The following is a 22,716-nucleotide window of genomic DNA, read 5'->3' as shown; positions in this document are numbered from 1 at the left end:
TGACGGGCTGCAGCGCCGGGTCGGCCAGGAAATCGTTCGGCAGCGAGCACGGCGCAGCCGGGTCGGCGCAGGTCAATTCGATCGCGGTCGGCGAGCGCATGCCTTCGTTGTACGTCGCGTAGGCGGTGAAGCCGGGCGTCGGGTTCCAGTTCAGGCCGATCGCCGGATTGAAGCGCGAGAACACATGGCTGCCGTTCAGCAGCGGCTGCAAGCCGCTTTCGTCACCGATGTCGGCCTTCGCCCAGTCGTAGCGTCCGGCGAGCGTCAGCGTCCATTGCTTTGTGAGCGACAGCGTGTCTTGCAGATAGAACCCGAGGTTGGCGTCACGCGTTTTCGCGTCGACTTGCTGGACGAAATCGCCGATGCCGATCGTCGCGCGCGACGCGGTGAAGGTCGCGTCCTGCGTCGATTGCGTGTAGTGCGAATTCGCGAAATCGGCGGCCAGGCCCGCGACGAACTGGTTCTCCATGCCGCCGAGCTTGCCGAGCAGCGTCAGCTGCAGGCTCGCGCCGTAGCTGTCGGTATCGATCGAGGATTGGACGTTGGTGCCTTCGAGCGTGTCGATCGTGCCGTCGGGCAGGACTTGCCCGAAATCGGCGTTGGTGTTGCTGCTGGTATTCGTGTTGACCAGGCGCCGGAAGTAAACGTTTCCGCTCAATTCGACGTGGTCGTTGAAATAATGGTCGCCGGAGAGCGTCACGTAGCCGGCGCTATTCTGGTTTTGGTCGGGAAATGTGTACGCCTGCCTGAAGTTGTCGAGGAACGAGCGCGGGATCGTCTGCGTGCCGTGCAGATCGTTGTCGGCGCCGCCTGCGGACAAAGAGACCGTGGTGTCGGCGTCGGTGTAGCGCAGCTTGCCGAAGCCCTGGCGCACGCGGCTCGAGTTGTGGTCGGCCCAGCCGTCGTCGTTGGCGGCGTCGCCGGTGACGTAGTAGTCGAGGTTCGGGCCGATCGTGCCGCCTTGCTCGATTTGCGCGGTTTTGCGGCCCCATGAGCCGCCCGTCACTTCGGCCTCGCCGCCCGGGTTCTCTTTGCCGTTCTTGGTCGAGATCGCGATCGCGCCGCCGAGCGTGTTCAGGCCGAACGTCGGGTTCGAGCCGGGGATCAACTGGATCGTGTCGATGGCTTGCTGCGGAATCAGGTCCCAGTTCACGACGTCGCCGAACGGTTCGTTGATCCGCACGCCGTCCATGAACACCGACAGGCCTTGCGGCGTGCCCACGAGCGGCGAGGCCGTGAAGCCGCGGTAGTTGATGTCGACTTGATACGGATTGCCTTGCGCCTCGTTGACGTCGACGCTCGGGAGGTTCTTCTCGAAGAAGTCGGTGAGCGTGCTGCGGTGCTGGTGTTCGAGGTCTTGTGCGCGCACGGTCTGGACGTTTGCGGGCACGAGGGATAGCGGTGTGCCGATGCCGAGCAGCGGCGTTGTGCCGATGACGATGACAGGGGCGAGGGTGATTTCTGCGGCCGGCGCTCCGGCGGCCGGTGCTTCGGGGAGCAAGGGGGCGGCGGCCGGTTCCGCCTGCGCCCAAGCAGCGACGGGCAAGTTGACGAGCACGCCGCCAACAAAAGCAGACAGGCGGACGCCGCGTCCGATCCGGGGGCCGGCCATCCGGCAGTCGGCGCTCCGGTGCTTTCGACGGCGGCGGTGCGTCATCGATCCTCCCCCCGCCCGAGTGATCCCCGGGCTTGCGCTGGCTATTGTTGTGCGGCTTTAGTGCGCGATGCCGCCGCAATCATTCGCGAATTGGCGTCGTTGCGAAACAGGATCGGCTGCTCGCGAGACTCGCCCGCAGTGGCCGCGAAACGTACCGCCTCGACGACTTCCTCATGCTTCGGCGACTTGTCGCAGACGGGGTCCGCGTTGGCCGCGTCGCCCGTCAGCAAGTACGCCTGGCAGCGGCATCCGCCGAGGTCGCGCGTTTTCTCGTCGCAACTGCGGCAGGGTTCCTTCATCCATTCGAAGCCGCGATAGCGGTTGAACGCCTCACTGTCGTACCAAATCTCGCGCAGCGTTGACGATTTCACGTTCGGCAACTTCAGCCCTGGCAGTCCGCGCGCCGCGTGGCAGGGGAGCGCCACGCCGTCCGGCGCAATGCCTAGGAACACGGCGCCCCAGCCGTTCATGCAGCGTTTCGGCCGGCGCTCGAAGTAGTCGGGAACGACGAAGAAGATCTTGCACGCGTCGCCGATCGTGTTGCGATAGCGCTCGACCACGGCTTCCGCCTCGGCGACTTGCTCACGCGTCGGCAGCAGATGCGCGCGGTTGGCATGCGCCCAGCCGTAGTACTGCGTGTTCGCCAGTTCGAGGTACTCGGCGCCCATGGCGAGCGCCATGTCGATGATCTTCGCGACGTGCGGGAGGTTGTAGCGATGCAGCACGCAATTCATCACCATCGGGAAGCCGTGCTGCTTGATCGATGCGGCGGTGCGTTTCTTGAGGTCGAAGGTGCGGGTGCTGCTCAGGAAATCGTTGAGCGCTTGCGTCGAGTCCTGAAATGACAGTTGGATGTGGTCGAGCCCGGCCGCTTTCAAATCGCCAAGGCGTGTGTTCGTGAGCCCGACGCCGGACGTGATCAGGTTCGTATAGAAGCCGAGCGCGCGCGCCTCGCCGACGAGCACTTCGAGGTCCTCGCGCACGAGCGGTTCGCCGCCAGAAAAACCCAGTTGCGCGGCGCCGAGCGCGCGTGCTTGCCTGAGCACGTCGAGCCACTCGCTGGTGTCGAGTTCGCGGTGGTGCTCCGTGTAGTCGACCGGGTTGTAGCAGAACACGCAATGCAAAGGGCAGCGGTAAGTCAGCTCCGCGAGCAGCCATAGCGGCGGCGCGATTGCCGGCTTCGAGCCGGTCGTTGCGGTTGACGCAGAGAAGGTGTTCGTCATGCGCGCCACTCCAGCCATCCATGCGTCAGCGCATCGGCGACGAACGCGCGGACCTCCGCACCGATGCCGGTCGCATTGAACGCGCGTTCGAGATCGGCGATCAGCGCATCGAGATCACGTGTGCCGTCGCAGCGTTTCAAGATTTCCGCCGCGCTTTGATTCAGCTTCACCATCCCTTCCGGATAGAGCAACACGTAGGCGTCCTGCGCGGGCTCCCATTGCAAGCGGAACAGCGCCTTGATCGCGAGACGCGCGGTGTCGGCTTCCTGCGGCGGGCGAGCGGCATCATTCATCATGGGAACGCCTTTTCGATCGCGTCGAGCATCGTCCACAGAATGTCGAGCTTGAACTGCAGGATGTCCAGCGCGCGTTCTTGTTGATCGCGCCGCGTGAAATGATTCAGCGTCACTTCGAGCCCATGTTCGACGTCGCGCTCGGCGAGCGCCACGCGCGAACGGAAATACGCGAGACCGTCCGCGTCGATCCACGGATAGTGCTCGGGCCATGTCGCGAGCCGGTCGCGATGAATCTGCGGCGCGAACATCTCGGTGAGTGACGAACATACTGCTTCCTGCCAAGGCGCTCGGCGGGCGAAGTTAACGTACGCATCGACGGCGAAGCGCACGCCGGGCGCGACGAGCTTGAGCGATCGCAGCTCTTCGCGCGGCAGGCCGACGGCGTCTCCCAATCGCTCCCATGCTTCGATGCCGCCTTCATTGCCGCCGTGGCCGTCGTGATCGAGGATGCGCAGCACCCAGCGGCGGCGCGTCTCGCGATCAGGACAGTTCGACAGAATCGCTGCGTCCTTGAGCGGGATATTGATCTGATAATAAAAGCGGTTCGCGACCCATCCGCGAATCTGCTCGCGCGAGCAGCCGCCTGCCGTCATCTTCACGTTGAACGGATGGTGGATGTGATACCCCGCGCCCTTGGCGCGCAACTGCGCTTCGAATTCGTCGCGCGTCCACGGCATTGCCGTTTCGGATTGGGCGGATTGTGTCGATTGGGCGCTCATAGATCGAACGCCATTCCGTCATAGCCGACTTCGATTCCGTGCTCCGACAGCGTCCGGCGCTCGGGACCGTCATCGACGAGGATCGGGTTCGTGTTGTTGATATGGACCAGCACCTTGCGCACGCCGGCGCGCTCGATCGAATCGAGCACTTCGATCATGCCGCCAGGGCCACTTTGCGGCAAATGACCCATCTCTGCCGCGTGCTTTTGCGAAATGCCGAGGCGGATCATCTCGTCGTCGGTCCACAGCGTGCCGTCGACGAGCAGCAGATCCGCGCTTCGCATCGCGTCCAGCACCGGCGGTTCGATGACGCCGATTCCCGGTGCGTAGAACGCGCGCTTGCCCGATGCGAGATTCGTGAACACGAGACCGATGTTGTCGCCGGGGCGCGGGGAGGTGCGATGCGGCGAATAGGGCGGCGCCTTGCTGGTGAGAGGCACCGCGTCGATTTGCACGCCGGGCAGCGCGTCGAGCATGAGCGGACCGCCGTCGAAGATGATCGCGTGACGCTCGAAACCGCAGTAATCGAACAGCAGAGGGCCGATCGGAAAACCCGTGCACAGGTCTTCCCAAACGGCGTCGGTCGTGTAGAGCGAAAGCGGCGTGGCATGCTCGCGCAGCATCAAAAGACCGGTGACGTGATCGATCTGCGCATCGACCGTCACGATTGCGGCGATGCCCGTGTCGCGTATTCGACGAGCCGGTTGCAGTTCGGGATTGGCGGCGATTTGCGCGAGGACGTCGGGTGACGCGTTGACGAGCAGCCAGTCGACGCCGTTCGCGCTGACGGCGATCGACGATTGCGTGCGGCGAGTCGCGTTGATCGTGCCGCGCCGGACGCCTTCACAGTTTCGGCAATTGCAGTTCCATTGCGGAAAGCCGCCGCCCGCAGATGAGCCGAGGACCTTGATCTTCATGCAGTACCGCGCGGAGTGCGCGCCTCTCAAGGAAATCGAGTTCAACCACTAGCATGCGCTGAATATGCCTACCCTGTTCGTGCGGCGCACAACGCAATCCCGCTCCGAGGTGACTGGCTCGTCGCATGAGGAACGGCTGGCGGTCGAGAGCGGGGCGGCGCTTGCCGCCCCTCACAACTCACGCGGTGCTACCGCGTGGCGACATACATCGTGATTTCGAAACCAAGACGGATATCGGTGTAGCTAGGCGTTGTCCATTGCATAGTCGTTCCTCCATCTTCGGCACAGACACGGGTTCGCCGCAGCCCCGGCGCCCGGCGCGGGAACCCTTTCGCGCCCGGCAAAAAGCAATCTTCATACCTGTGGCCAGCCTGACTCAAGCGAACGCGACGGCTGGTTTCGTGATTCAGTCGGAGTCGGCAGATCCGATATTGCGCCCAATCAGCGGAACTAGAAAAGGATTGCTTTGCGGCTGCCGCCGCCATTTTCAAGCCACGACTGACGGTGGAGCGCTATCGAGCGCAAAAAAGTGACAGACGCCCGAATATTCCTCGCGCAACGAGTGTTATCGATATGTTGGACACGCTCACTCAACGGGGAAAACAGGTATGGAAAAAACTATCCGCTCGAACGGCCGCGCCGTTCGCCTTCTGGCCGCCGGCGCGATGTTGATCGCGATGTCTTCGCCCTTGATCGCCTACGCTCAAACGACAACCGTGCCGCCGGAACTCCAGCCTGAGGGCGCGACCGTGGTGGCGTCGCTGGCGGCATCCGGCGTACAGATCTATGTATGCAAGCGCGACGCCAGCAACCAGCTCGCGTGGGTCTTCAAGGCGCCGCAGGCCGATCTTTACGACGCCTCCGGCAAGCTGACCGTCAAGCACGGGGCCGGCCCCTCATGGCAGTCGGCGGACGGCAGCAAGATCACCGGCAAGGTGCTGCAGCACGCCGCCAATCCCGACGATGCCGGCGCGATTCCGATGCTGCTCCTGCAGGCGACCGACGCGGGCGGCCCAGGGCTGCTCAGCACGGTTCGCTATGTTCAGCGCCTGGCCACCCACGGCGGCGCAGCACCCGCCGCGCCTTGCACGCAAGAGGGACAAGAAGGGCGCAGCCCTTACACCGCGCAGTACGTGTTCCTCCAGTAACGAATCAGGCAACGGAATCCCGCAACGTCGGCGGACGCACGATCTTTGTGCGTCCGCACATCGATCTGCCTCATCAAAGTGCCTCGCGACAGGCGCATAATGCCGTTCGAAGAGCAGGCCAGATAGTCACCGTAACGCTAGGCGGAGGACGTCATGGAAGCGAAGAACGAAGATGCTGTCGCGCACCTGATCAACGATGTGGTGGATTACGCGCGGGGACGATTGCCGGAACCCGTCTTCACCGCGGTAGAACCCTTCCTGCTGCATTACTACGAGCAGGCCGATGCGGACGACGTGCAAAGCCGCAACATCGCCGATCTCTACGGCGCCGCCATGGCGCATTGGCAGACCGCGCAGAAATTTGTCTCCGGCAGCGAGCAGCTGCGTGTCTACAACCCCGTGCTCGATCAGCACGGCTGGCATTCTGACCACACGGTCATTGAAATCGTCAACGACGACATGCCGTTCCTCGTCGACTCGGTGACGATGGAGGTGAACCGCTGCGGGCTCGCGCTGCATTCCGGGTTGCACCCGGTGTTCCGGGTCTGGCGCGGTGCGAACGGCGCCATCGAGCGCGTCGCACTCGGCGGCGCAGCGGTGGCGGGCGCCGCCGACACCGCGCCTTCCCGGCTCGAATCGTTCATCCACTTCGAAATCGACCGCTGCGGCGACGCAGCGAAGCTCGCCGAGCTGCGCGCGAATCTAGCGCGCATCCTGGGCGACGTGCGCGCCTCAGTCGAGGATTGGCCGAAGATCACCGAGGTCGCGAAGAGCACGATCAAGGACATGCTTGCGCGCGAGTCGTCCCCCGACGGCGTCGAGGCGCGCGCGTTCCTCGAATGGATGGTCGCCGACCATTTCACGTTTCTCGGCCAGCGCGATTACGAACTCGTGACTCACGACGGCGGTTTCGCGCTGCGTGGTATACCCGGTACCGGATCCGGCATCCTGCGTGAGGCATTGCGCTCCGCCGGCACGCCGGACCTCACGCCGCTGCCGTCCGCGGCAGCCGACATCATCAGCGGTCCGGTGCCGATCTTCCTGACGAAAGCCAATTCGCGCGCGACCGTCCACCGGCCCGGCTACCTCGATTACGTCGGCGTGAAGCTCGTGGGCGAAGATGGCAAGCTGCGCGGCGAGCGGCGCTTTATCGGGCTCTATACGTCGACCGCCTACACGGGTTCCATTGCCGACATTCCGATCGTGCGCCGCAAAAGCGCGAACGTCGTGCGGCGTGCGGGGTTTCTCGCCAAGGGGCACCTCTATAAATCGCTCGTGACGGTGCTCGAAACGTATCCGCGCGACGAACTGTTCCAGACCAACGAAGACGATCTCTTCGAGATCGCGCTCGGCGTGCTGCGCCTGCAAGAGCATCAGCGCACGCGGCTCTTCGTGCGGCGCGACCGCTTCGACCGTTTCGTGTCGTGCCTCGTTTTCGTGCCGCGCGAAAAGTACAACACCGATTTGCGCCGCCGCATCGCGAAGCTGCTCACGGGCGCATTCAACGGCACGGCCGTCGAATTCACGCCGCTGCTGTCGGAGTCGCCGCTCGCGCGTATCCATATCGTGGTGCGCACGCAGCCTGGCGCGCTACCCGAAGTCGATACGCGCGAACTCGAAGCACGCCTCGTTCAAGCGACGCGCCGCTGGCAGGACGACCTCGCCGACGCCTTGCTCGACAGCTTCGGCGAAGAGGAGGGCAACCGGCTGCTGCAACGCTACGGCGATTCGTTCCCGGCCGGCTATCGCGAGGATTACGCGGCACGCACGGCGGTGCGCGATATCGAGCTGATCGAACAGGTGCAGAACGGCAAGCCGCTCGCGATGAATCTGTATCGGCCGATTGAGGCGGCGTCGCGTGCGTTTCGCTTCAAGGTCTTCCGCACCGAACAGGCGATCGCGCTGTCGCGCAGTCTGCCGATGCTCGAGCATCTCGGCGTGCGCGTCGATGAAGAGCGGCCGTACCTGATCGAGCCCGAAGGCTCGAAGGCGGCATGGGTGCACGATTTTGGCCTTGAGCTGGCCGACGACGTCGAGTTCGACATCGAGCGCGTGAAGACGCTGTTCGAGGATGCGTTCGAGCGCGTCTGGTCCGGCGAGATCGAAAGCGACGATTTCAACCGCCTGGTGCTGCGCGCCCAGCTCGGCTCGCGCGAAGTGACGATATTGCGTGCCTACGCGAAGTATCTGCGCCAAGTCGGCTCCACGTTCAGCGACGCCTATATCGAACGCGCGGTGACCGGCAACCCGGCGCTCGCGCGCCAGCTCGTCGAGCTTTTTATCGCGCGCTTCGACCCGGCGCTCGGCGACACGCGCGACGCCTACACCGAGCAGTTGACGAAGAATCTCGAAGCCGCGCTCGACCAGGTGCCCAATCTCGACGAAGACCGCATCCTGCGGCAGTTCCTCGGCGTCATCAACGCGACGGTGCGCACCAACTACTTCCGCCGCGCGAGCGACGGCAAGCCGCTGCCGTATCTGTCGTTCAAGCTCAATCCGGCGAAGGTGCCAGGGCTGCCCGAGCCGAAGCCGATGTTCGAGATCTGGGTGTACTCGCCGCGTGTCGAAGGCGTGCACTTGCGCGGCGGACGTGTCGCGCGCGGCGGCCTGCGCTGGTCCGACCGTCGCGAGGACTTCCGCACGGAAGTGCTTGGGCTGATGAAGGCGCAAATGGTGAAGAACACCGTGATCGTGCCGGTCGGCTCGAAGGGCGGCTTCGTCGTGAAGAACCCGCCGCCGGCGGGCGACCGCGAAGCGTTCATGCGCGAAGGCGTCAGTTGTTACCAGACGTTCCTGTGCGGCCTGCTCGACGTCACGGACAATCGCGTCGCCGGTGCGATCGTGCCGCCGCCGAACGTCGTGCGCGCCGATACCGACGACCCCTATCTCGTCGTCGCCGCCGACAAGGGCACGGCCACGTTCTCCGACTACGCGAACGCGATCTCGCACAACTACGGCTTCTGGCTCGACGATGCGTTCGCGTCGGGCGGCTCGGTCGGCTACGACCACAAGAAGATGGCGATCACCGCGCGCGGCGCGTGGGAATCGGTGAAGCGCCATTTCCGCGAGATGGGCGTCGATACGCAGGCGACCGATTTCACGGTGGTCGGCGTCGGCGATATGTCGGGCGACGTGTTCGGCAACGGCATGCTGCTGTCGCCGCATATCCGGCTCGTGGCCGCGTTCGACCATCGTCATGTGTTCCTCGATCCGAATCCGGACCCGGCGGTGAGCTTCAAGGAGCGTCAACGCCTCTTCGCGCTCGAACGATCGAGCTGGGGCGACTACGATACGTCGACGATCTCGGCGGGCGGCGGCGTGTATCCGCGCACGGCGAAGACCATTCCCGTGTCGCCCGCGATGCAGGCGGTGCTGGGTATCCATGCGGCAACGCTCGCGCCTGTCGACCTGATTCGGGCGATTCTGCTCGCACCGGTCGATCTGCTTTACAACGGCGGCATCGGCACCTATGTGAAGTCGAGCCGCGAGACGCATCTGCAAGTGGGCGACCGCGCGAACGACGCCGTGCGCGTGAACGGTGCGGAGCTGCGCGTGAAGGTCGTGGCCGAGGGCGGCAATCTCGGGCTCACGCAGCTCGGGCGCATCGAGTTCGCGCAGAAGGGCGGCCGCATCAATACCGATGCGATCGACAATTCCGCGGGCGTCGACTGCTCAGATCACGAGGTGAACATCAAGATTCTGCTTGGCCTCGTGATGGCCGACGGCGAAATGACCGACAAGCAGCGCAATAAGCAGCTCGCCGAGATGACCGACGAAGTGGGCCTGCTCGTGCTGCGCGACAACTACTATCAAACGCAGGCGCTATCGATAGCGGGGCGCTACGTCGCCGAGTTGCTCGAACCCGAGGCGCGGCTGATGCGCTACCTCGAACGCCTGGGACGCCTGAATCGCGTGATCGAATTCCTGCCGACCGACGATGAGCTCGCCGAGCGGCTCAGCGCGAAACAGGGGCTCACGTCGCCTGAGCGCGCGGTGTTGCTCGCCTACAGCAAGATGTGGCTCTACGATGAATTGCTCGAATCCGACGTGCCGGAAGACCCGCTCGTCGCCGGGATGCTGGTCGACTATTTCCCGACTCCGCTGCAAGCGCGCTTTGCCGAACCGATGCAGCGGCATCCGCTCAAGCGCGAAATCCTCGCGACGCATTTGACCAACGCGCTCGTGAATCGCGTCGGCTGCGAGTTCATTCATCGCTTGCAGGAGGAGACGGACGCGACGCCCGGCGATATCGTGCGCGCGTGCATCGTCGCACGCGATGTGTTCGACCTCGACGACGTCTGGCGCCGCATCGATGCGCTCGATAATCGCGTCGCCGACGACGTGCAGGCGCGCATGTTCGTCGAAGTGGCGCGGCTCGTCGAGCGCGCGGCGTTGTGGTTCCTGCGGCACTTGGAGACGAGCGCCGAGCGTGTCGACAGCGACGGCGTCGCCGCGCTCATCGCGCGCTGCCGCGATGCGGCGCAACGGCTCGCGCCGCAATTGCCGGAGCTGTTGCCGCCGGAAGACCTCGAAGCACTGCAGGAACGTCAGCGCGCGCTCGTGGAGGCGGGCGTGGATGGCGAGCTCGCGATGCGCGTGGTGAGCCGCGAGATTTCGGCGGCGGTGCTCGATATCGCCGATGTCGCGGCGGCGAGCGGGCGACCGCTCGAACTCGTCGCCGGCGTGTATTTCTCGCTCGCGACGCAACTCAACTACGGCTTTATTTCCGAGCGTGCGAGCGCGCTGCCCACGCACACGCATTGGGACCTGCTCGCGCGTGCGGCTGCGCTCGCAGAGTTCGCGCGCTTGAGGCGCGCTGTGTCGATCAGCGCGCTCGCCGAGGCGCGCGAGCTGAACACGGCAGAGGCGATCACGAACGTGTGGCGCGACAAGCGGACGGCGTCCCTCGAACGCCACGCGCGCTTGATTGCGGAGCAACGGGCCACCGGCGGCGCAAGCCTGTCGATGCTGCTTGTGCTCGTGCGGGAAATGGCCGTGCTGGAACGGGCTTGAGGGCATTTCTCGACACGATTCCGGCGAATTGCCGATAATAGCGGCTCTCACAGAGCCGCTATTCGTGGACTGGCGTGCCCGGGCTGACCGGGCACGCATGACGCCGCCGGCGGTCGAGGTCTCGCATTGCCGAGATAATTTTGCACCGTGGCACGCGCATTGCTCAGCGCAGGAGCATGCATGCCGCAGCCTCCGCCGCATCTCAGTGAATCCGTTGCGTGCCTCTCTTTCCGTTCTATGCGCAAAACACTTCTCGTTTTTCTATTCCTGTTGTTAGCGACCTTGGGTGTCGCTACTCCATCCGGTGCCGCGACGCCCGCGGCCGTTCCCGCCTCGAATCCCTCGACCGTCGCGCTGACGCCCGATGAGGCGCGCCGCGCGCTCGAAGTGCTCAACGATCCAACGCGCCGCGTGCAGATCGAGGACACCCTGCGAGCGATCGCCGCGGCAGGCGCGCTCGCTGCGCCGCCGGCCTCGGCGGCGGTTCCCGCTTCCGCGGCGGCATCGGCGCCGAGTGCCGCGAGCGCGGCGTCGGGCACATTGGCGTCCGCGTTCAAGGCGAACGGTCTCGCATCGCAGCTATCGCGTCAGGTGGTGGGGGGCGTGCACGTGGTCGGCGGCGCGCTCGGGCGCTCGACGGCGGCCTTGCTCGATACGCAATCGGTGCGCGCGTGGTGGCGCGAACAAATGTCGAGTCCGCAGGACGTTGCGTTGCTGTGGCATCTCGCATGGGTGGTTCTTGGCACGCTGATCCCGGCGGGCTTGCTTGCGGCGCTGACGCACTATGTGTTCAAGAAGCGCGTGCAGGCGCTGGTAGGGCGCAAGATCGAAATCGAGGAAGAAGCGATGCGTGTGGCGCGGCGGCATGCGGCCGCAACGGAAGCGCAAGCCATTCCGCCTGCGTCGGCAGCGGCAGTTGCGGCATCCGGCGCCGCCCTGCGTGCGACGGACACCGCCGCGGCACGCATCGCACGCAATGCGGCGAAGGCGGGGCACCATTGGACCGTGCTGCAACGCTTGCCGATCGCGCTCTTGCGCATCGTGCTCAAGGCCGTGCCGCTCGTGGTGTTCATCGTCGTCGCGATTGCGCTGATGTCCGCGCTCACCGACGAAGGCAGTCCCGGCGAGCGCGTGCTCGACTCGCTGATCCAAATCTTCGCGATATGCCGCGCGATCGCGCTTGCGGGTGAGTTCTTCTTCGCGCCGCAAACACCGAGGCTGCGTCTATTGAGGCTGTCGGACCCGTGGGCGCAGTTCGCGCAGCGCTGGGTCGTCCGGCTCGTCACCGTGCTCGGCGTGGGCGCGGGTGTCGCCGCGGTACCGCTGCCGCTCGGTCTCGCACCCGAGGCGCACTTGGCGATCGTGAAGGTCGTCACGCTGATCGGCCACGTGATGATCTCGATCCTGATCCTGCAATGCCGCCGTCCGGTCGCGCGCTGGATTCGCAAGTCCATGAACAAGGATCGCTCGCTGCTCATCGTCGGCAATTGGCTCGCCGACGTATGGGCAGGCCTTGCGGTGTTCTTCGTAATGGCGCTTTGGTTTGTATGGGCGCTCGATGTACACAACGGCTATCGCGTGCTGTTGCATCGCGGCGGCCTTTCGGTGCTCGTGCTGATCGGCGCGCGGCTGGTCGCGATGGTGACGTTCGGCGTGCTCGGCCGTATTTTCAAGCTCAAAGAGGGCGAGACGGGGTCGATCGCGTTTCAGCACGCGTATCGCTATTACCCGCTGCTGCGCCGTATCGCGTCGGCGATCATCTTGCTCGTGATGGCCAACCTCCTGCTTGCCGCGTGGGGCATCCACGTGTGGCATACGCTGGCGGGCGGCACCATCGGCTCGAAGCTCGCGTCGGCGTTCACGACGATCGCGGTCGCGGCGATCATCGCGCTCGTCGCGTGGGAGTCGATCAACATCGCGCTCGAACACCGGCTCGACGTCTGGACCGCCGATGGCGATCTCGTGCGCGCGACACGGCTGCGCACGCTGGTGCCGATGCTGCGCGCGGTCGTCTTCATCGTGATCGCGCTGGTGGTGGTGCTGACGGGCTTGAGCGAGCTCGGCGTGAACACGGCGCCGTTGCTTGCGGGCGCAAGCATTTTTGGCGTCGCGCTCGGCTTCGGTTCGCAAAAGCTCGTGCAGGACTTCATCACGGGGATCTTCCTGCTGATGGAAAACGCACTGCAGGTGGGCGACTGGGTGACGCTCGCGGGCGTGTCGGGCACGGTCGAGTATTTGTCGATCCGCACCGTGCGCTTGCGCGGTGGCGACGGTTCGCTCTATACCGTTCCGTTCAGTTCGGTGTCGACCGTCAACAACACGAATCGCGGCATCGGCAATGCGGCGGTTTCGGTGAGCATCGTCTACGGCCAGGACATCGATCTTGCTGTCGCGACGCTCAAGGAGATCGGGGCCGCGCTGCGCGAGGACGAGCGCTTCAAGGACGGGATCTTGTCCGACTTCGCTTATTGGGGCGTCGATAAGGTCGATGGCGCGTTGGTGACGATGAGCGGCCAGGTGCAATGCCGCGATACGAAGCGCTGGGCCGTGCAGCGCGAATTCAATTTGCTGATTGCGCAGCGGTTTAAGGAGAAGGGGATCGAGATCGCAAATCCGCAGCGGAACGTGCTGGTGGGGGAAGGGGTGATTGGGCAAGCGGAGGCTGCCGATCTAAAGGCGAAGCCGACCCAGGAGGCGGAGTCGGCTTCGGTCAAGTCAGTGCAGCAGCAGTCGCGCAAGGCTTAGCGCTGCGCGCCAAGATATGGACTGCAAGCTCGTGTATCCGAGGAAACCGGCTTTGAAGAAAACGGATGTGCAATGCCTCGTCTGAATCGATATGTTCATGCCGTCAATCTTTTTTGTCTCTTGACTGCCGTGCACGCGGAGGCAACGACACTGACCGGTATCTTTTCCGGCCAAGGCCGTTCGTGCTCAGGGCGGCTCACGCTGACAAGCAAGACGATCGAATGGAAGACGCCTTATAGCACCTGCATGGCGACGACTTATGACGTCTTAGAGCAGGACCTGGAAGACAAAGCCCCCATTGCCTCCTATCGCCTTAAGCATCTGAATGCCGCCTGCAAATTCCCTTATATTTCCGTGAAGTTCGATCCCGCGTATCCCGACTACTGGCAACTGGTCGGATATGCGAGCAAGAAGGCTTTCGAGCAAAGGAAAGAGGATGAGCCGGAGCAGCAGGATCAGCGGCTAGAATGCAGTGCCCGGAAGCTCGAATGACGATACCTTTGTGCCTCAATAAGTAGGTAGGCCGTCAACGGATTGTTTTTGCATGAGCGGGCACGAGAGTGCCCGTAGACCTGTCGTCAATAAGAAAAGGAAACGCCCATGCTGACTCGCTCCCTCGTCTCGCTCGCCGCGCTAACGCTCGCTGCCTGTGCCACCACTTCGAAAGCTCCGCAAGACAACGGCAGCTTTGCCGACGCGGTGCCTTCCGGCCGCCCCGTGAAGGTGATGATCATTTCGATGTTCGAGCCCGAAGGGCAAGTGTGGCTAAATCATCTGGGCCCTTGGGAATCGATTCCCGTCGCGGGGCTCTCTCCTGACTATCCCAACGTTCACTGCAACCAGCAAGACATCTGCGTGATGACGACGGGCATGGGCCACGCGAATGCGGCGGCGTCGACGATGGCCATGGCGTTCTCGCCGCGCTTCGACTTGCGCAAGACGTATTTCCTCGTCGCGGGCATCGCCGGCATCGATCCGGCGCAGGGCACGCTCGGCTCGGCGGCGTGGGCGAAGTACCTGGTGGACTTCGGCATTCAATGGGAGCTTGATGGGCGAGAGATTCCGCGCGGCTGGAAGACCGGCTACCTCGGCATCAATACCAAGAACCCCAACGACAAGCCGCCGCTCGACTATCGCAGCGAAGTGTTCCAGCTCAACCCGCAGCTCGCCGATACGGCTTTTGCGCTATCGCACAGCGTCGCGCTTTCCGACAGCAAGGAAGCGCAGGTCGCGCGCGCCAAGTATCGCTATGCGCCTGCGAATCAGCCGCCGTCGGTGATTCAATGCGACACGCTCGCCAGCGACAACTGGTGGTCGGGCACGTTGCTAGGCCAGCGCGCCCGCGATTGGACCAAGATCCTCACGGATGGCAAGGGCGTGTATTGCACGACGCAGCAGGAAGACAACGCAACGTATGAAGCGCTCACGCGTGCGGCGAGCGCTAACCGTGTCGATTTGAAGCGCGTTGCCGCGCTGCGCGCGGGTTCGGACTTCGATCGCCCTTACACGGGACAAACCAGCGCGGACAATCTGCTCAACTACGCCGCCCAAGGCGGCTTTACGCCGGCCGTCGAGAACCTGTATCGCGCAGGGAATCCGCTCGTGCAGGACATCGCGACGCATTGGGGGGATTGGCGTGATGGCGTGCCCCAGCGCTAAGCATTCGCTCGCGTAAGCGAAAGCGTCAGTGTTGATTCGGCCGGAACGGCGTCCACACGGGTGTGTCGGTATTCCAATGATCGAGTTCCGAAGGCAGTGTGTTGAACATGATGGGCTCCTTGATCCGTTGCTAAGGCTTCAATCGACGTATCGTCTTGAAGCTGCGCGCCGCGCGGCGTTTAGCGATGCCGCGCGACACGCTCGCAATCCATTCGCTTAGCGCCCAGCGCGCGCAAGACGCAGCGAGTCGCCGTTTTCCTGCAGCACGACGCGTTCCGCTTGCGTTTGTCCTTGCAGGCTCAGGTTCGGATAGCTCTGTTTGCTCATCGACGGCAGCGAGCCGTCGCGCTCCGCTTGCACGACTTCGCTCTTCACTTCCGCGCGCGTCTTCGTGCTCGTGCCGACCCACGAGTAGTCGTTATACGAACCGGCGTGTCCGATGCCGCCGCCTTGAGCGAATGCCGCCGTGCTGGCCAGCAGCGAAAGTGCAAGACCAGCAATCAGTTGGCGCTTCATGGTGAGACTCCTGTCTATCGATACGATTTGTGCGCTGACGATCAGCGCCGCGACAGGCTGAAATGTAGGGGAGGGCGGGCGTTCCGATAAATGGGAAATCGGCGAAATGTTTTTTTGCCGAAGGCGAACAATGCGTTCGCTGCTGGAAGACCTTATGTGAATCGCGGGATTAAGAGCCCGTCTTTAGCACGTTGAAGCCCGGCAACGCACTAAAGACGCGCAACAGCACAAGACAGCCCGCTCACGCGAGCCATTCGGAAATCACAGGCGTATCGAGCGCCGGCGCTTTTTCCAGTTCTTCGAACGTCCTCTTGCTGCAGGTCTTTTCGAGGCTTTCCCGGCCGCTCAGCAACGGGCAGCGGTCGAACACCTCGGCGATCCAGTCGACGAATACCCGCACTTTCGGCGACAAGTGCCGGCTATGCGGATACACAACCGAAATCGGCATCGGCAGCGGTTTCCAGTCGAGCAGCACCTCCTTCAGATCGCCGGTGCGCAAATGCGGCAACACCATGAAGCGGGCCAGCTGGATCAGGCCGAAGCCTTCGAGCGCGCAGGTCAAGTACGCGTCGGCATCGTTGACGGAGACCAACCCGTTCATCTTGACTTCGACTTCCTTGCCGTCGACGAGGAACGACCAATCGATCACGCGCCCAGTACGGCTCGAAAAATAATTTACCGCGCGATGCTGGCTCAAATCATCGAGCGTCGTCGGCTCGCCCATCCGCTCGAGATAGCTCGGCGCCGCGCACGTCACGCCTTCGAACAAGCCGATGCGGCGGGCGACCAGCGACGAATCCTGCAAAGCGCCCACCCGAATCACGCAATCGACGCCTTCTTGCAGCAAGTCGACAGGCCGGTCCGATAAGCCGAGCTGCAAATCGATGTCGGGATACTTCGTATGAAATTCGCACAGCGCCGGAATCACGAGAGTTCGGCCGATCGAGCCCGGCATATCGATGCGCAGCTTGCCGTGCGGTTTCTTATTGCCGTTTTGGAGCGACGTTTCGGTCTCTTCGACATCCGCGAGAATGCGCACGCAGCGCTCGTAGTAAGCGGCGCCGTCGGGCGTGAGGCTCAAGCGGCGCGTCGTGCGATGCATCAGGCGCACGCCGAGGAACGCCTCGAGATTCTGAATAATCGTGGTGACCGATGCGCGCGGGAGGTCCAGCGTTTCCGCGGCTTTGGTGAAGCTATTCGTGTCGACGACACGAGTGAACACTTGCATGGCCTGAAGCCGGTCCATCGCAACCTCCAGCGGAATGGCTTGCCCCATCCGAGTGCCCGCAGGCAGACAGATGTGATCGATTGTTTGGGCGCACCGAATTGTGTTGCCGGATTATAGGCATTTATTCGCGAGCTTGCCGAACCCACAATTCGGGCCATTGTGAACTGTCGCGCTTTGCGCTTTTGGCTATGGAAGCTCTCGATACCCGTAATCCGTTCGTTCCGCCCTTCACGTCCGTGGGGCGGACGTTGACGGTCACCGATGTGCAGATACCGGGGTACGAGAAACACATTACGCTGCGCCTTTATCGCCCGGCAAATAAAACCGCGCTGCCAATAGTGCTTTATTTTCATGGCGGCGGTTTTGTACGCGGTTCGCTCGATGAAGCCGATTTTGAAGCACGGTATTTATCGGAGCAATTAACGGCGCTCGTCGTTTCCGTCGATTATTCGCTCGCGCCGAAACATCCGTTTCCGGCGGCGCCCGAAGACGCCTACCGCGCGGCGCGCTGGATCGAAAGCAAGGCGCGGACTTACGGCGGCAATCCGAAGCGGATTGGCGTGGCCGGGCATGACGCGGGCGGGCAGATCGCGAACTGCCTCGCGTTCATGGCGCGCGATCGCGGCGACGTCATCGTGCGGGCCCAGGCGCTGCTCGGCCCGATGCTCGATCCGAGCTTGACGCGCCTCGGCGATGCCGCGCGCTTGTCGTCCGACATCACCGCCAGCGAATGCGCGGCGTGCTATCGCGCGTACCTGCCGCAAGCGGCGCAGCGCATCCATCCCTATGCGGCGCCGCTCGAAGCATCGCGGCTGGCGGGCTTGCCGGGCACGCTGATCGTGACCGCGCAAAACGACGTGCTGCACGTCGAGGCGGAGAAGTACGCAGGGAATTTAATCGGAGCTGGAGTGTTAACTCAGGTCATTCGTTTTCCCAGCGTCTCGCACGCCGCGCTGGCTCAGCACACGCCTGCCTTGCAGGAAGTCGTCCGATTTTTTCAGTGCCGCCTTGATCCGCGTGCACTTCGCTAAATGCTCGCTAAAGATTCCTTTCGCCAAAATTTAAAAAACCGGAGGTAATTATGTCTCAGCGTTTTACTCGCTCACGCATTGCCATAGCCGTTACCGCAACGCTCGTCATAGCCGCACTGGGCACGTTCGGCGCGATCCGCGTGAATGCCAGCGCACCGGCTCACGCGGCGCCCACGGCGCCGGAAGTCGATGTCGCCAACGTTCTGAATCGCACCGTCACCGACTGGCAATCGTATTCCGGCCGGATGGAAGCGATCGATCGCGTCGAGATCCGGCCGCTCGTATCGGGCACGATCGTCTCCGTGAATTTCAAGGACGGCTCGCTCGTCAAGAAAGGCGACGTGCTGTTCGTGATCGACCCGCGTCCGTACCAGGCCGAAGTCGATCGCACGGCAGCGCAAGTCGCCGCCGCTCAGGCACGCGTCGGCTACACGCAGACCGATTGGGAGCGCGCGCAGCGCCTGATCAGTGATAACGCCATCGCCAAGCGCGACTACGACCAGAAGCAGAACGACGCGCGCGAAGCGGCCGCGAACCTGAAGGCCGCGCAAGCCGCGCTCGAAACCGCGCAGATCAATCTCGGCTATACCAAGATCGTCGCGCCGGTAGCGGGCCGCGTGTCGCGCGCCGAGATCACGCTCGGCAACATCGTCTCTGCTGGCGCAAGCTCGCCGGCGCTGACGACGCTCGTGTCCGTCTCGCCGATCTACGCCTCGTTCGACGTCGACGAGCAAACGTATCTGCAATACATCGGCAACGCGAGAAACGGCCACGACGTGCCCGTCCAGCTCGGCCTCGCCAACGAAACCGGCTACTCGCGCAGCGGCACGATCGCGTCGGTCGACAACCGGCTCGATACGTCGTCGGGCACGATCCGTGTGCGTGCGCGCTTCGACAACGCCGACGGCGCGCTCGTGCCGGGCCTCTACGCGCGGATCAAGGTAGGCGGCGGTGCGCCGCATGAGGCGCTGCTGGTGGACGACGTGGCGATCGGCACCGATCAGGACAAGAAGTACGTGCTGACAGTCGACGCAAGCGGCCACGTGTCGTATCGCGAGGTCACGCTCGGCCAGCAGCAGGGCAACTTGCGCGTGATCACCGCGGGCCTGAAGGCGGGCGACCGGATCGTCGTCAACGGCTTGCAGCGTGTGCGTCCGGGTGCGGAAGTGCGCGTGCATATGGTGCCGATGACGGACGACAGCGATCCGAACGCCGCAGACGCGAACGCGAATGCGTCGAACGGTGCGAAGGCCGCGCCGATCGCGCAACGCGCGGCATCGAAAGAGACGAACTCTTGAGCGTCAGGCTTCACGGTGCGGGCCAAGGCCATGCACCGTGAATCTGTTTAGCGCTCAAACATTCAGAGTCACTCATGAACATATCCAAATTCTTTATCGATCGACCGATCTTTGCAGGGGTGCTGTCGGTTCTGATCTTGCTGGCCGGCGTGATTTCGCTGTTCCAGTTGCCGATCTCGGAGTATCCCGAGGTCGTGCCGCCTTCGGTCGTGGTGCACGCGCAGTATCCGGGCGCGAACCCGAAGGTGATTGCCGAGACGGTGGCTTCGCCGCTCGAAGAGCAGATCAACGGCGTCGAGAACATGCTGTACATGCAGTCGCAAGCGAATAGCGACGGCAACCTCACGCTGACGGTCACGTTCAAGCTCGGCACCGACCCGGACAAGGCGCAGCAGCTCGTGCAGAACCGCGTGTCGCAAGCGCTGCCGCGCCTGCCCGACGACGTGCAGCGTCTCGGCGTCACGACGATCAAGAGCTCGCCGACGCTGACGATGGTCGTGCACTTGATCTCGCCGGACAACCGCTACGACATGACGTATCTGCGCAACTACGCGCTGATCAACGTGAAGGATCGTCTCGAGCGGATTGCCGGCGTGGGCGAAGTGCAGCTGTGGGGCTCGGGCGACTACGCGATGCGTGTCTGGCTCGATCCGCAGAAGGTGGCCGAGCACAACATGACGGCGACCGACGTGGTCAACGCAATCCGCGAACAGAACGTGCAGGTGGCGGCCGGTGTGATCGGCGGCTCGCCGTCCGGTCCGGACGTGCCGCTGCAACTGTCGGTGAATGCACGCGGACGTCTGCAAACGGAAGAGCAGTTTCGAGACATCATCCTGAAGACCTCGCCCGATGGCGGCGTGACGTATCTGCGCGATGTCGCGCGCGTCGAGCTGGCCGCGTCGGAATACGGCCTGCGTTCGCTGCTCGACAACAAGCCGGCGGTGGCGCTCGCGATCAACCAGCAACCGGGCGCGAACTCGCTGCAGATCTCGGATCAAGTGCGCGAGGCGATGAAGGACTTGAAGCAGGACTTCCCGACGGGCGTCGACTACAAGATCGTCTATGACCCGACGCAGTTCGTGCGTTCGAGCATCCACGCGGTGATTCACACGCTGCTCGAAGCGATTGCGCTCGTCGTGATCGTCGTGATCGTGTTTCTGCAAACTTGGCGTGCCTCGATCATTCCGCTCGTCGCGGTGCCGGTGTCGATCATCGGTACGTTTTCGCTGTTGCTTGGCTTCGGCTTCTCGATCAACGCGCTATCGCTGTTCGGGATGGTGCTCGCGATCGGGATTGTGGTCGACGATGCGATCGTGGTGGTCGAGAACGTCGAGCGCAACATCTCAGAGGGCTTGAGCGCGCGGGAGGCGACCTATAAGGCGATGCGCGAAGTGAGCGGGCCGATCATCGCGATCGCGCTGACGCTCGTGGCCGTGTTCGTTCCGCTTGCGTTCATGAGCGGCCTGACGGGCGAGTTCTACAAGCAGTTTGCGATGACCATCGCGATCTCCACGGTGATCTCCGCGTTCAACTCGCTGACGCTTTCGCCGGCATTGTCCGCCTTGCTGTTGCGTGGCCACGATGCGCCTGAAGACTGGCTCACGCGGGCGATGAACAAAGTGTTCGGCGGTTTCTTCGCGCGCTTCAACAAGGTGTTCCATCGCGGTTCGGGCGCATACGGCAAGGGCGTGCGCGGCGTGCTGGGCCGCAAGGGGGCGATGCTCGGCATCTACGCCGTGCTGCTCGGCGGGACGGTATTCGTGACCCACATCGTGCCCGGTGGTTTCGTGCCCGCGCAGGACAAGGAGTATCTGATCGCGTTCGCGCAGCTGCCTAACGGCGCATCGCTCGACCGCACCGAGAAAGTGATTCGCGACATGGGCGCCGTGGCGCTCAAGCAGCCGGGCGTCGAAAGCGCGGTGGCATTCCCGGGCTTGTCGGTGAACGGCTTCACGAACAGCTCGAGCGCGGGCATCGTGTTCGTCACGCTCAAGCCGTTCGACGAGCGCAAGGGCAAGGCGCTGTCGGCAGGCGCGATTGCGGGTGCGCTCAATCAGCAGTATGGCGGCATGAAGGACGCGTTCATCGCCGTGTTCCCGCCGCCGCCGGTGCTCGGCCTCGGTACGCTCGGCGGCTTCAAGCTGCAGATCGAAGACCGCGGCGCACTCGGTTACGCGCAGCTCGACGACGCGACGCAGGCGTTCATCAAGCGCGCGCAATCGGCGCCGGAACTGGGGTCGCTCTTCACGAGCTATCAGATCAACGTGCCGCAGTTGAACGTCGATCTCGACCGCGTGAAGGCGAAGCAACTCGGCGTGCCGGTGACGGACGTATTCGACACGCTGCAGACCTATCTCGGCTCGCTGTACGTGAACGACTTCAACCGCTTCGGCCGCGTGTATCAGGTGCGCGTGCAAGCGGATGCGCCGTTCCGCGCCCACCCGGATGACATCTTGAGCCTCAAGGCGCGCAACGCCTCCGGTGACATGGTGCCGCTGTCGTCGCTCGTGAAGGTGACGCCGACGTTCGGCCCGGAGATGGTGGTGCGCTACAACGGCTACACGGCGGCGGACGTGAACGGCGGCCCGGCGCCCGGCTTTTCGTCGGGCCAGGCGCAGGCGGCGATCGAGCGGATCGCGCACGAAACGCTGCCGCGCGGCGTGAAGTTCGAGTGGACCGATTTGACGTATCAGCAGGTGCTGGCCGGCAACTCGGCGATCTGGGTGTTCCCGATCAGCGTGCTGCTCGTGTTCCTCGTGCTCGCGGCGCTGTATGAAAGCCTGACGCTGCCGCTCGCGGTGATCCTGATCGTGCCGATGAGCGTGCTGTCCGCGCTGGCGGGCGTGTGGCTCACGCAAGGCGACAACAACATCTTCACGCAGATCGGCTTGATGGTGCTGGTGGGGCTCGCCTCGAAGAACGCGATTCTGATTGTGGAGTTCGCGCGTGAGCTCGAACACGATGGACGCACGCCGCTTGCGGCGGCAATCGAAGCGAGCCGTCTGCGGCTGCGCCCGATTCTGATGACGTCGATCGCATTCATCATGGGCGTGGTGCCGCTGGTGCTGTCGTCGGGCGCGGGTTCGGAGATGCGGCACGCGATGGGCATAGCCGTGTTCTTCGGGATGCTCGGCGTGACGCTGTTCGGCTTGATGCTGACGCCGGTGTTCTACGTGGTGCTGCGCACGCTGGCTGGCGGCAAGATCCACGTCGCACAGAAGGATTCGCCGCATGTCGGCGTGGCGGCTGCGGAGTGAGGAAAAAAA

General features: G+C 63.6%; 16 protein-coding genes. 8 read left to right on the top strand and 8 right to left on the bottom strand.

What is annotated here, in order from left to right; translation table 11 throughout:
• From AAHK20_RS29780 to pqqA, 6 genes are all read right to left on the bottom strand, one after another.
• A partial coding sequence (locus AAHK20_RS29780) for a TonB-dependent receptor (RefSeq protein WP_449185083.1) occupies window positions 1-1,612 on the bottom strand: 1,612 nt, incomplete at its 3' end.
• Window positions 1,613-1,698: 86 nt separating this feature from the next.
• Entirely contained in the window at window positions 1,699-2,880 is a 1,182-nt protein-coding gene (gene pqqE, locus AAHK20_RS29775) for a pyrroloquinoline quinone biosynthesis protein PqqE (protein WP_449185082.1), read from the bottom strand.
• A complete protein-coding gene (pqqD, locus tag AAHK20_RS29770) occupies window positions 2,877-3,173 on the bottom strand; it encodes a pyrroloquinoline quinone biosynthesis peptide chaperone PqqD (RefSeq protein WP_449185091.1) in 297 nt (98 codons plus the stop codon). The genes pqqE and pqqD overlap by 4 nt, the downstream gene beginning before the upstream one ends.
• Complete coding sequence (pqqC, locus tag AAHK20_RS29765) at window positions 3,173-3,853, bottom strand: pyrroloquinoline-quinone synthase PqqC (RefSeq protein WP_449185081.1); 681 nt, start codon at window positions 3,851-3,853, stop codon at window positions 3,173-3,175. The genes pqqD and pqqC overlap by 1 nt, the downstream gene beginning before the upstream one ends.
• Window positions 3,854-3,891: 38 nt before the next feature.
• Complete coding sequence (gene pqqB / locus AAHK20_RS29760) at window positions 3,892-4,812, bottom strand: pyrroloquinoline quinone biosynthesis protein PqqB (protein WP_449185080.1); 921 nt, start codon at window positions 4,810-4,812, stop codon at window positions 3,892-3,894.
• 188 nt (window positions 4,813-5,000) lie between these two features.
• The gene (pqqA, locus tag AAHK20_RS29755) at window positions 5,001-5,075 is read right to left on the bottom strand and encodes a pyrroloquinoline quinone precursor peptide PqqA (protein WP_137337737.1); all 75 of its coding nucleotides are present in this window, start codon (window positions 5,073-5,075) and stop codon (window positions 5,001-5,003) included.
• A 345-nt stretch (window positions 5,076-5,420) separates the two neighbouring features.
• On the opposite strand from pqqA, the gene AAHK20_RS29750 reads away from it, so the two are divergent.
• The 5 genes from AAHK20_RS29750 (at window position 5,421) to AAHK20_RS29730 (ending at window position 15,377) form a co-directional block, all read left to right on the top strand.
• Window positions 5,421-5,960 carry a DUF3455 domain-containing protein gene (locus tag AAHK20_RS29750; protein ID WP_449185079.1) on the top strand — a complete coding sequence of 180 codons (540 nt, stop codon included), beginning with the start codon at window positions 5,421-5,423 and terminating at the stop codon, window positions 5,958-5,960.
• A 153-nt stretch (window positions 5,961-6,113) separates the two neighbouring features.
• A complete protein-coding gene (locus AAHK20_RS29745; protein ID WP_449185078.1) occupies window positions 6,114-10,973 on the top strand; it encodes an NAD-glutamate dehydrogenase in 4,860 nt (1,619 codons plus the stop codon).
• A 282-nt stretch (window positions 10,974-11,255) separates the two neighbouring features.
• On the top strand, window positions 11,256-13,718 hold the full coding sequence (locus AAHK20_RS29740; protein WP_449185077.1) for a mechanosensitive ion channel domain-containing protein: 2,463 nt from the start codon (window positions 11,256-11,258) through the stop codon (window positions 13,716-13,718).
• 72 nt (window positions 13,719-13,790) lie between these two features.
• Entirely contained in the window at window positions 13,791-14,210 is a 420-nt protein-coding gene (locus AAHK20_RS29735) for a hypothetical protein (RefSeq protein ID WP_449185076.1), read from the top strand.
• 108 nt (window positions 14,211-14,318) lie between these two features.
• The gene (locus AAHK20_RS29730) at window positions 14,319-15,377 is read left to right on the top strand and encodes a purine-nucleoside phosphorylase (RefSeq protein ID WP_449185075.1); all 1,059 of its coding nucleotides are present in this window, start codon (window positions 14,319-14,321) and stop codon (window positions 15,375-15,377) included.
• Between the two features lie 216 nt (window positions 15,378-15,593).
• Here the strand turns inward: AAHK20_RS29730 and AAHK20_RS29725 are convergent, their stop codons facing one another.
• Together AAHK20_RS29725 and AAHK20_RS29720 are read right to left on the bottom strand one after the other, a co-directional pair.
• Window positions 15,594-15,893 (bottom strand): DUF4148 domain-containing protein, encoded by a 300-nt coding sequence (locus AAHK20_RS29725; RefSeq protein WP_449185074.1) that lies wholly within the window; start codon window positions 15,891-15,893, stop codon window positions 15,594-15,596.
• Window positions 15,894-16,134: 241 nt separating this feature from the next.
• Window positions 16,135-17,139: a LysR family transcriptional regulator gene (locus AAHK20_RS29720; protein WP_449185073.1), complete on the bottom strand. Its 1,005-nt coding sequence runs from the start codon at window positions 17,137-17,139 to the stop codon at window positions 16,135-16,137.
• Window positions 17,140-17,309: 170 nt separating this feature from the next.
• Between AAHK20_RS29720 and AAHK20_RS29715 the strand changes: the two genes are divergently transcribed.
• The 3 genes from AAHK20_RS29715 to AAHK20_RS29705 all read left to right on the top strand — a co-directional run bounded on the left by AAHK20_RS29715 (window position 17,310) and on the right by AAHK20_RS29705 (window position 22,707).
• Entirely contained in the window at window positions 17,310-18,152 is an 843-nt protein-coding gene (locus tag AAHK20_RS29715) for an alpha/beta hydrolase (RefSeq protein WP_449185090.1), read from the top strand.
• A 50-nt stretch (window positions 18,153-18,202) separates the two neighbouring features.
• Window positions 18,203-19,450: an efflux RND transporter periplasmic adaptor subunit gene (locus AAHK20_RS29710; protein ID WP_449185072.1), complete on the top strand. Its 1,248-nt coding sequence runs from the start codon at window positions 18,203-18,205 to the stop codon at window positions 19,448-19,450.
• 74 nt (window positions 19,451-19,524) lie between these two features.
• Window positions 19,525-22,707 carry an efflux RND transporter permease subunit gene (locus tag AAHK20_RS29705; RefSeq protein WP_449185071.1) on the top strand — a complete coding sequence of 1,061 codons (3,183 nt, stop codon included), beginning with the start codon at window positions 19,525-19,527 and terminating at the stop codon, window positions 22,705-22,707.
• Window positions 22,708-22,716 lie beyond the last annotated feature (9 nt).

Source organism: Trinickia camelliae, from assembly GCF_053525655.1.
The sequence above is the reverse complement of the archived record's forward strand: the minus strand, read 5'-3'. Positions and strand labels throughout refer to the sequence as shown.

What these genes read in the sequence shown, in the direction of transcription:
- pqqE (WP_449185082.1), bottom strand. Translation starts at nt 2,880, where the DNA reads ATGACGAACACCTTCTCTGCGTCAACCGCAACGACCGGCTCGAAGCCG.
- pqqD (WP_449185091.1), bottom strand. Translation starts at nt 3,173, where the DNA reads ATGAATGATGCCGCTCGCCCGCCGCAGGAAGCCGACACCGCGCGTCTC.
- pqqC (WP_449185081.1), bottom strand. Translation starts at nt 3,853, where the DNA reads ATGCCGTGGACGCGCGACGAATTCGAAGCGCAGTTGCGCGCCAAGGGC.
- pqqB (WP_449185080.1), bottom strand. Translation starts at nt 4,812, where the DNA reads ATGAAGATCAAGGTCCTCGGCTCATCTGCGGGCGGCGGCTTTCCGCAA.
- AAHK20_RS29750 (WP_449185079.1), top strand. Translation starts at nt 5,421, where the DNA reads ATGGAAAAAACTATCCGCTCGAACGGCCGCGCCGTTCGCCTTCTGGCC.
- AAHK20_RS29745 (WP_449185078.1), top strand. Translation starts at nt 6,114, where the DNA reads ATGGAAGCGAAGAACGAAGATGCTGTCGCGCACCTGATCAACGATGTG.
- AAHK20_RS29735 (WP_449185076.1), top strand. Translation starts at nt 13,791, where the DNA reads ATGCCTCGTCTGAATCGATATGTTCATGCCGTCAATCTTTTTTGTCTC.
- AAHK20_RS29730 (WP_449185075.1), top strand. Translation starts at nt 14,319, where the DNA reads ATGCTGACTCGCTCCCTCGTCTCGCTCGCCGCGCTAACGCTCGCTGCC.
- AAHK20_RS29725 (WP_449185074.1), bottom strand. Translation starts at nt 15,893, where the DNA reads ATGAAGCGCCAACTGATTGCTGGTCTTGCACTTTCGCTGCTGGCCAGC.
- AAHK20_RS29720 (WP_449185073.1), bottom strand. Translation starts at nt 17,139, where the DNA reads ATGGACCGGCTTCAGGCCATGCAAGTGTTCACTCGTGTCGTCGACACG.
- AAHK20_RS29715 (WP_449185090.1), top strand. Translation starts at nt 17,310, where the DNA reads ATGGAAGCTCTCGATACCCGTAATCCGTTCGTTCCGCCCTTCACGTCC.
- AAHK20_RS29710 (WP_449185072.1), top strand. Translation starts at nt 18,203, where the DNA reads ATGTCTCAGCGTTTTACTCGCTCACGCATTGCCATAGCCGTTACCGCA.
- AAHK20_RS29705 (WP_449185071.1), top strand. Translation starts at nt 19,525, where the DNA reads ATGAACATATCCAAATTCTTTATCGATCGACCGATCTTTGCAGGGGTG.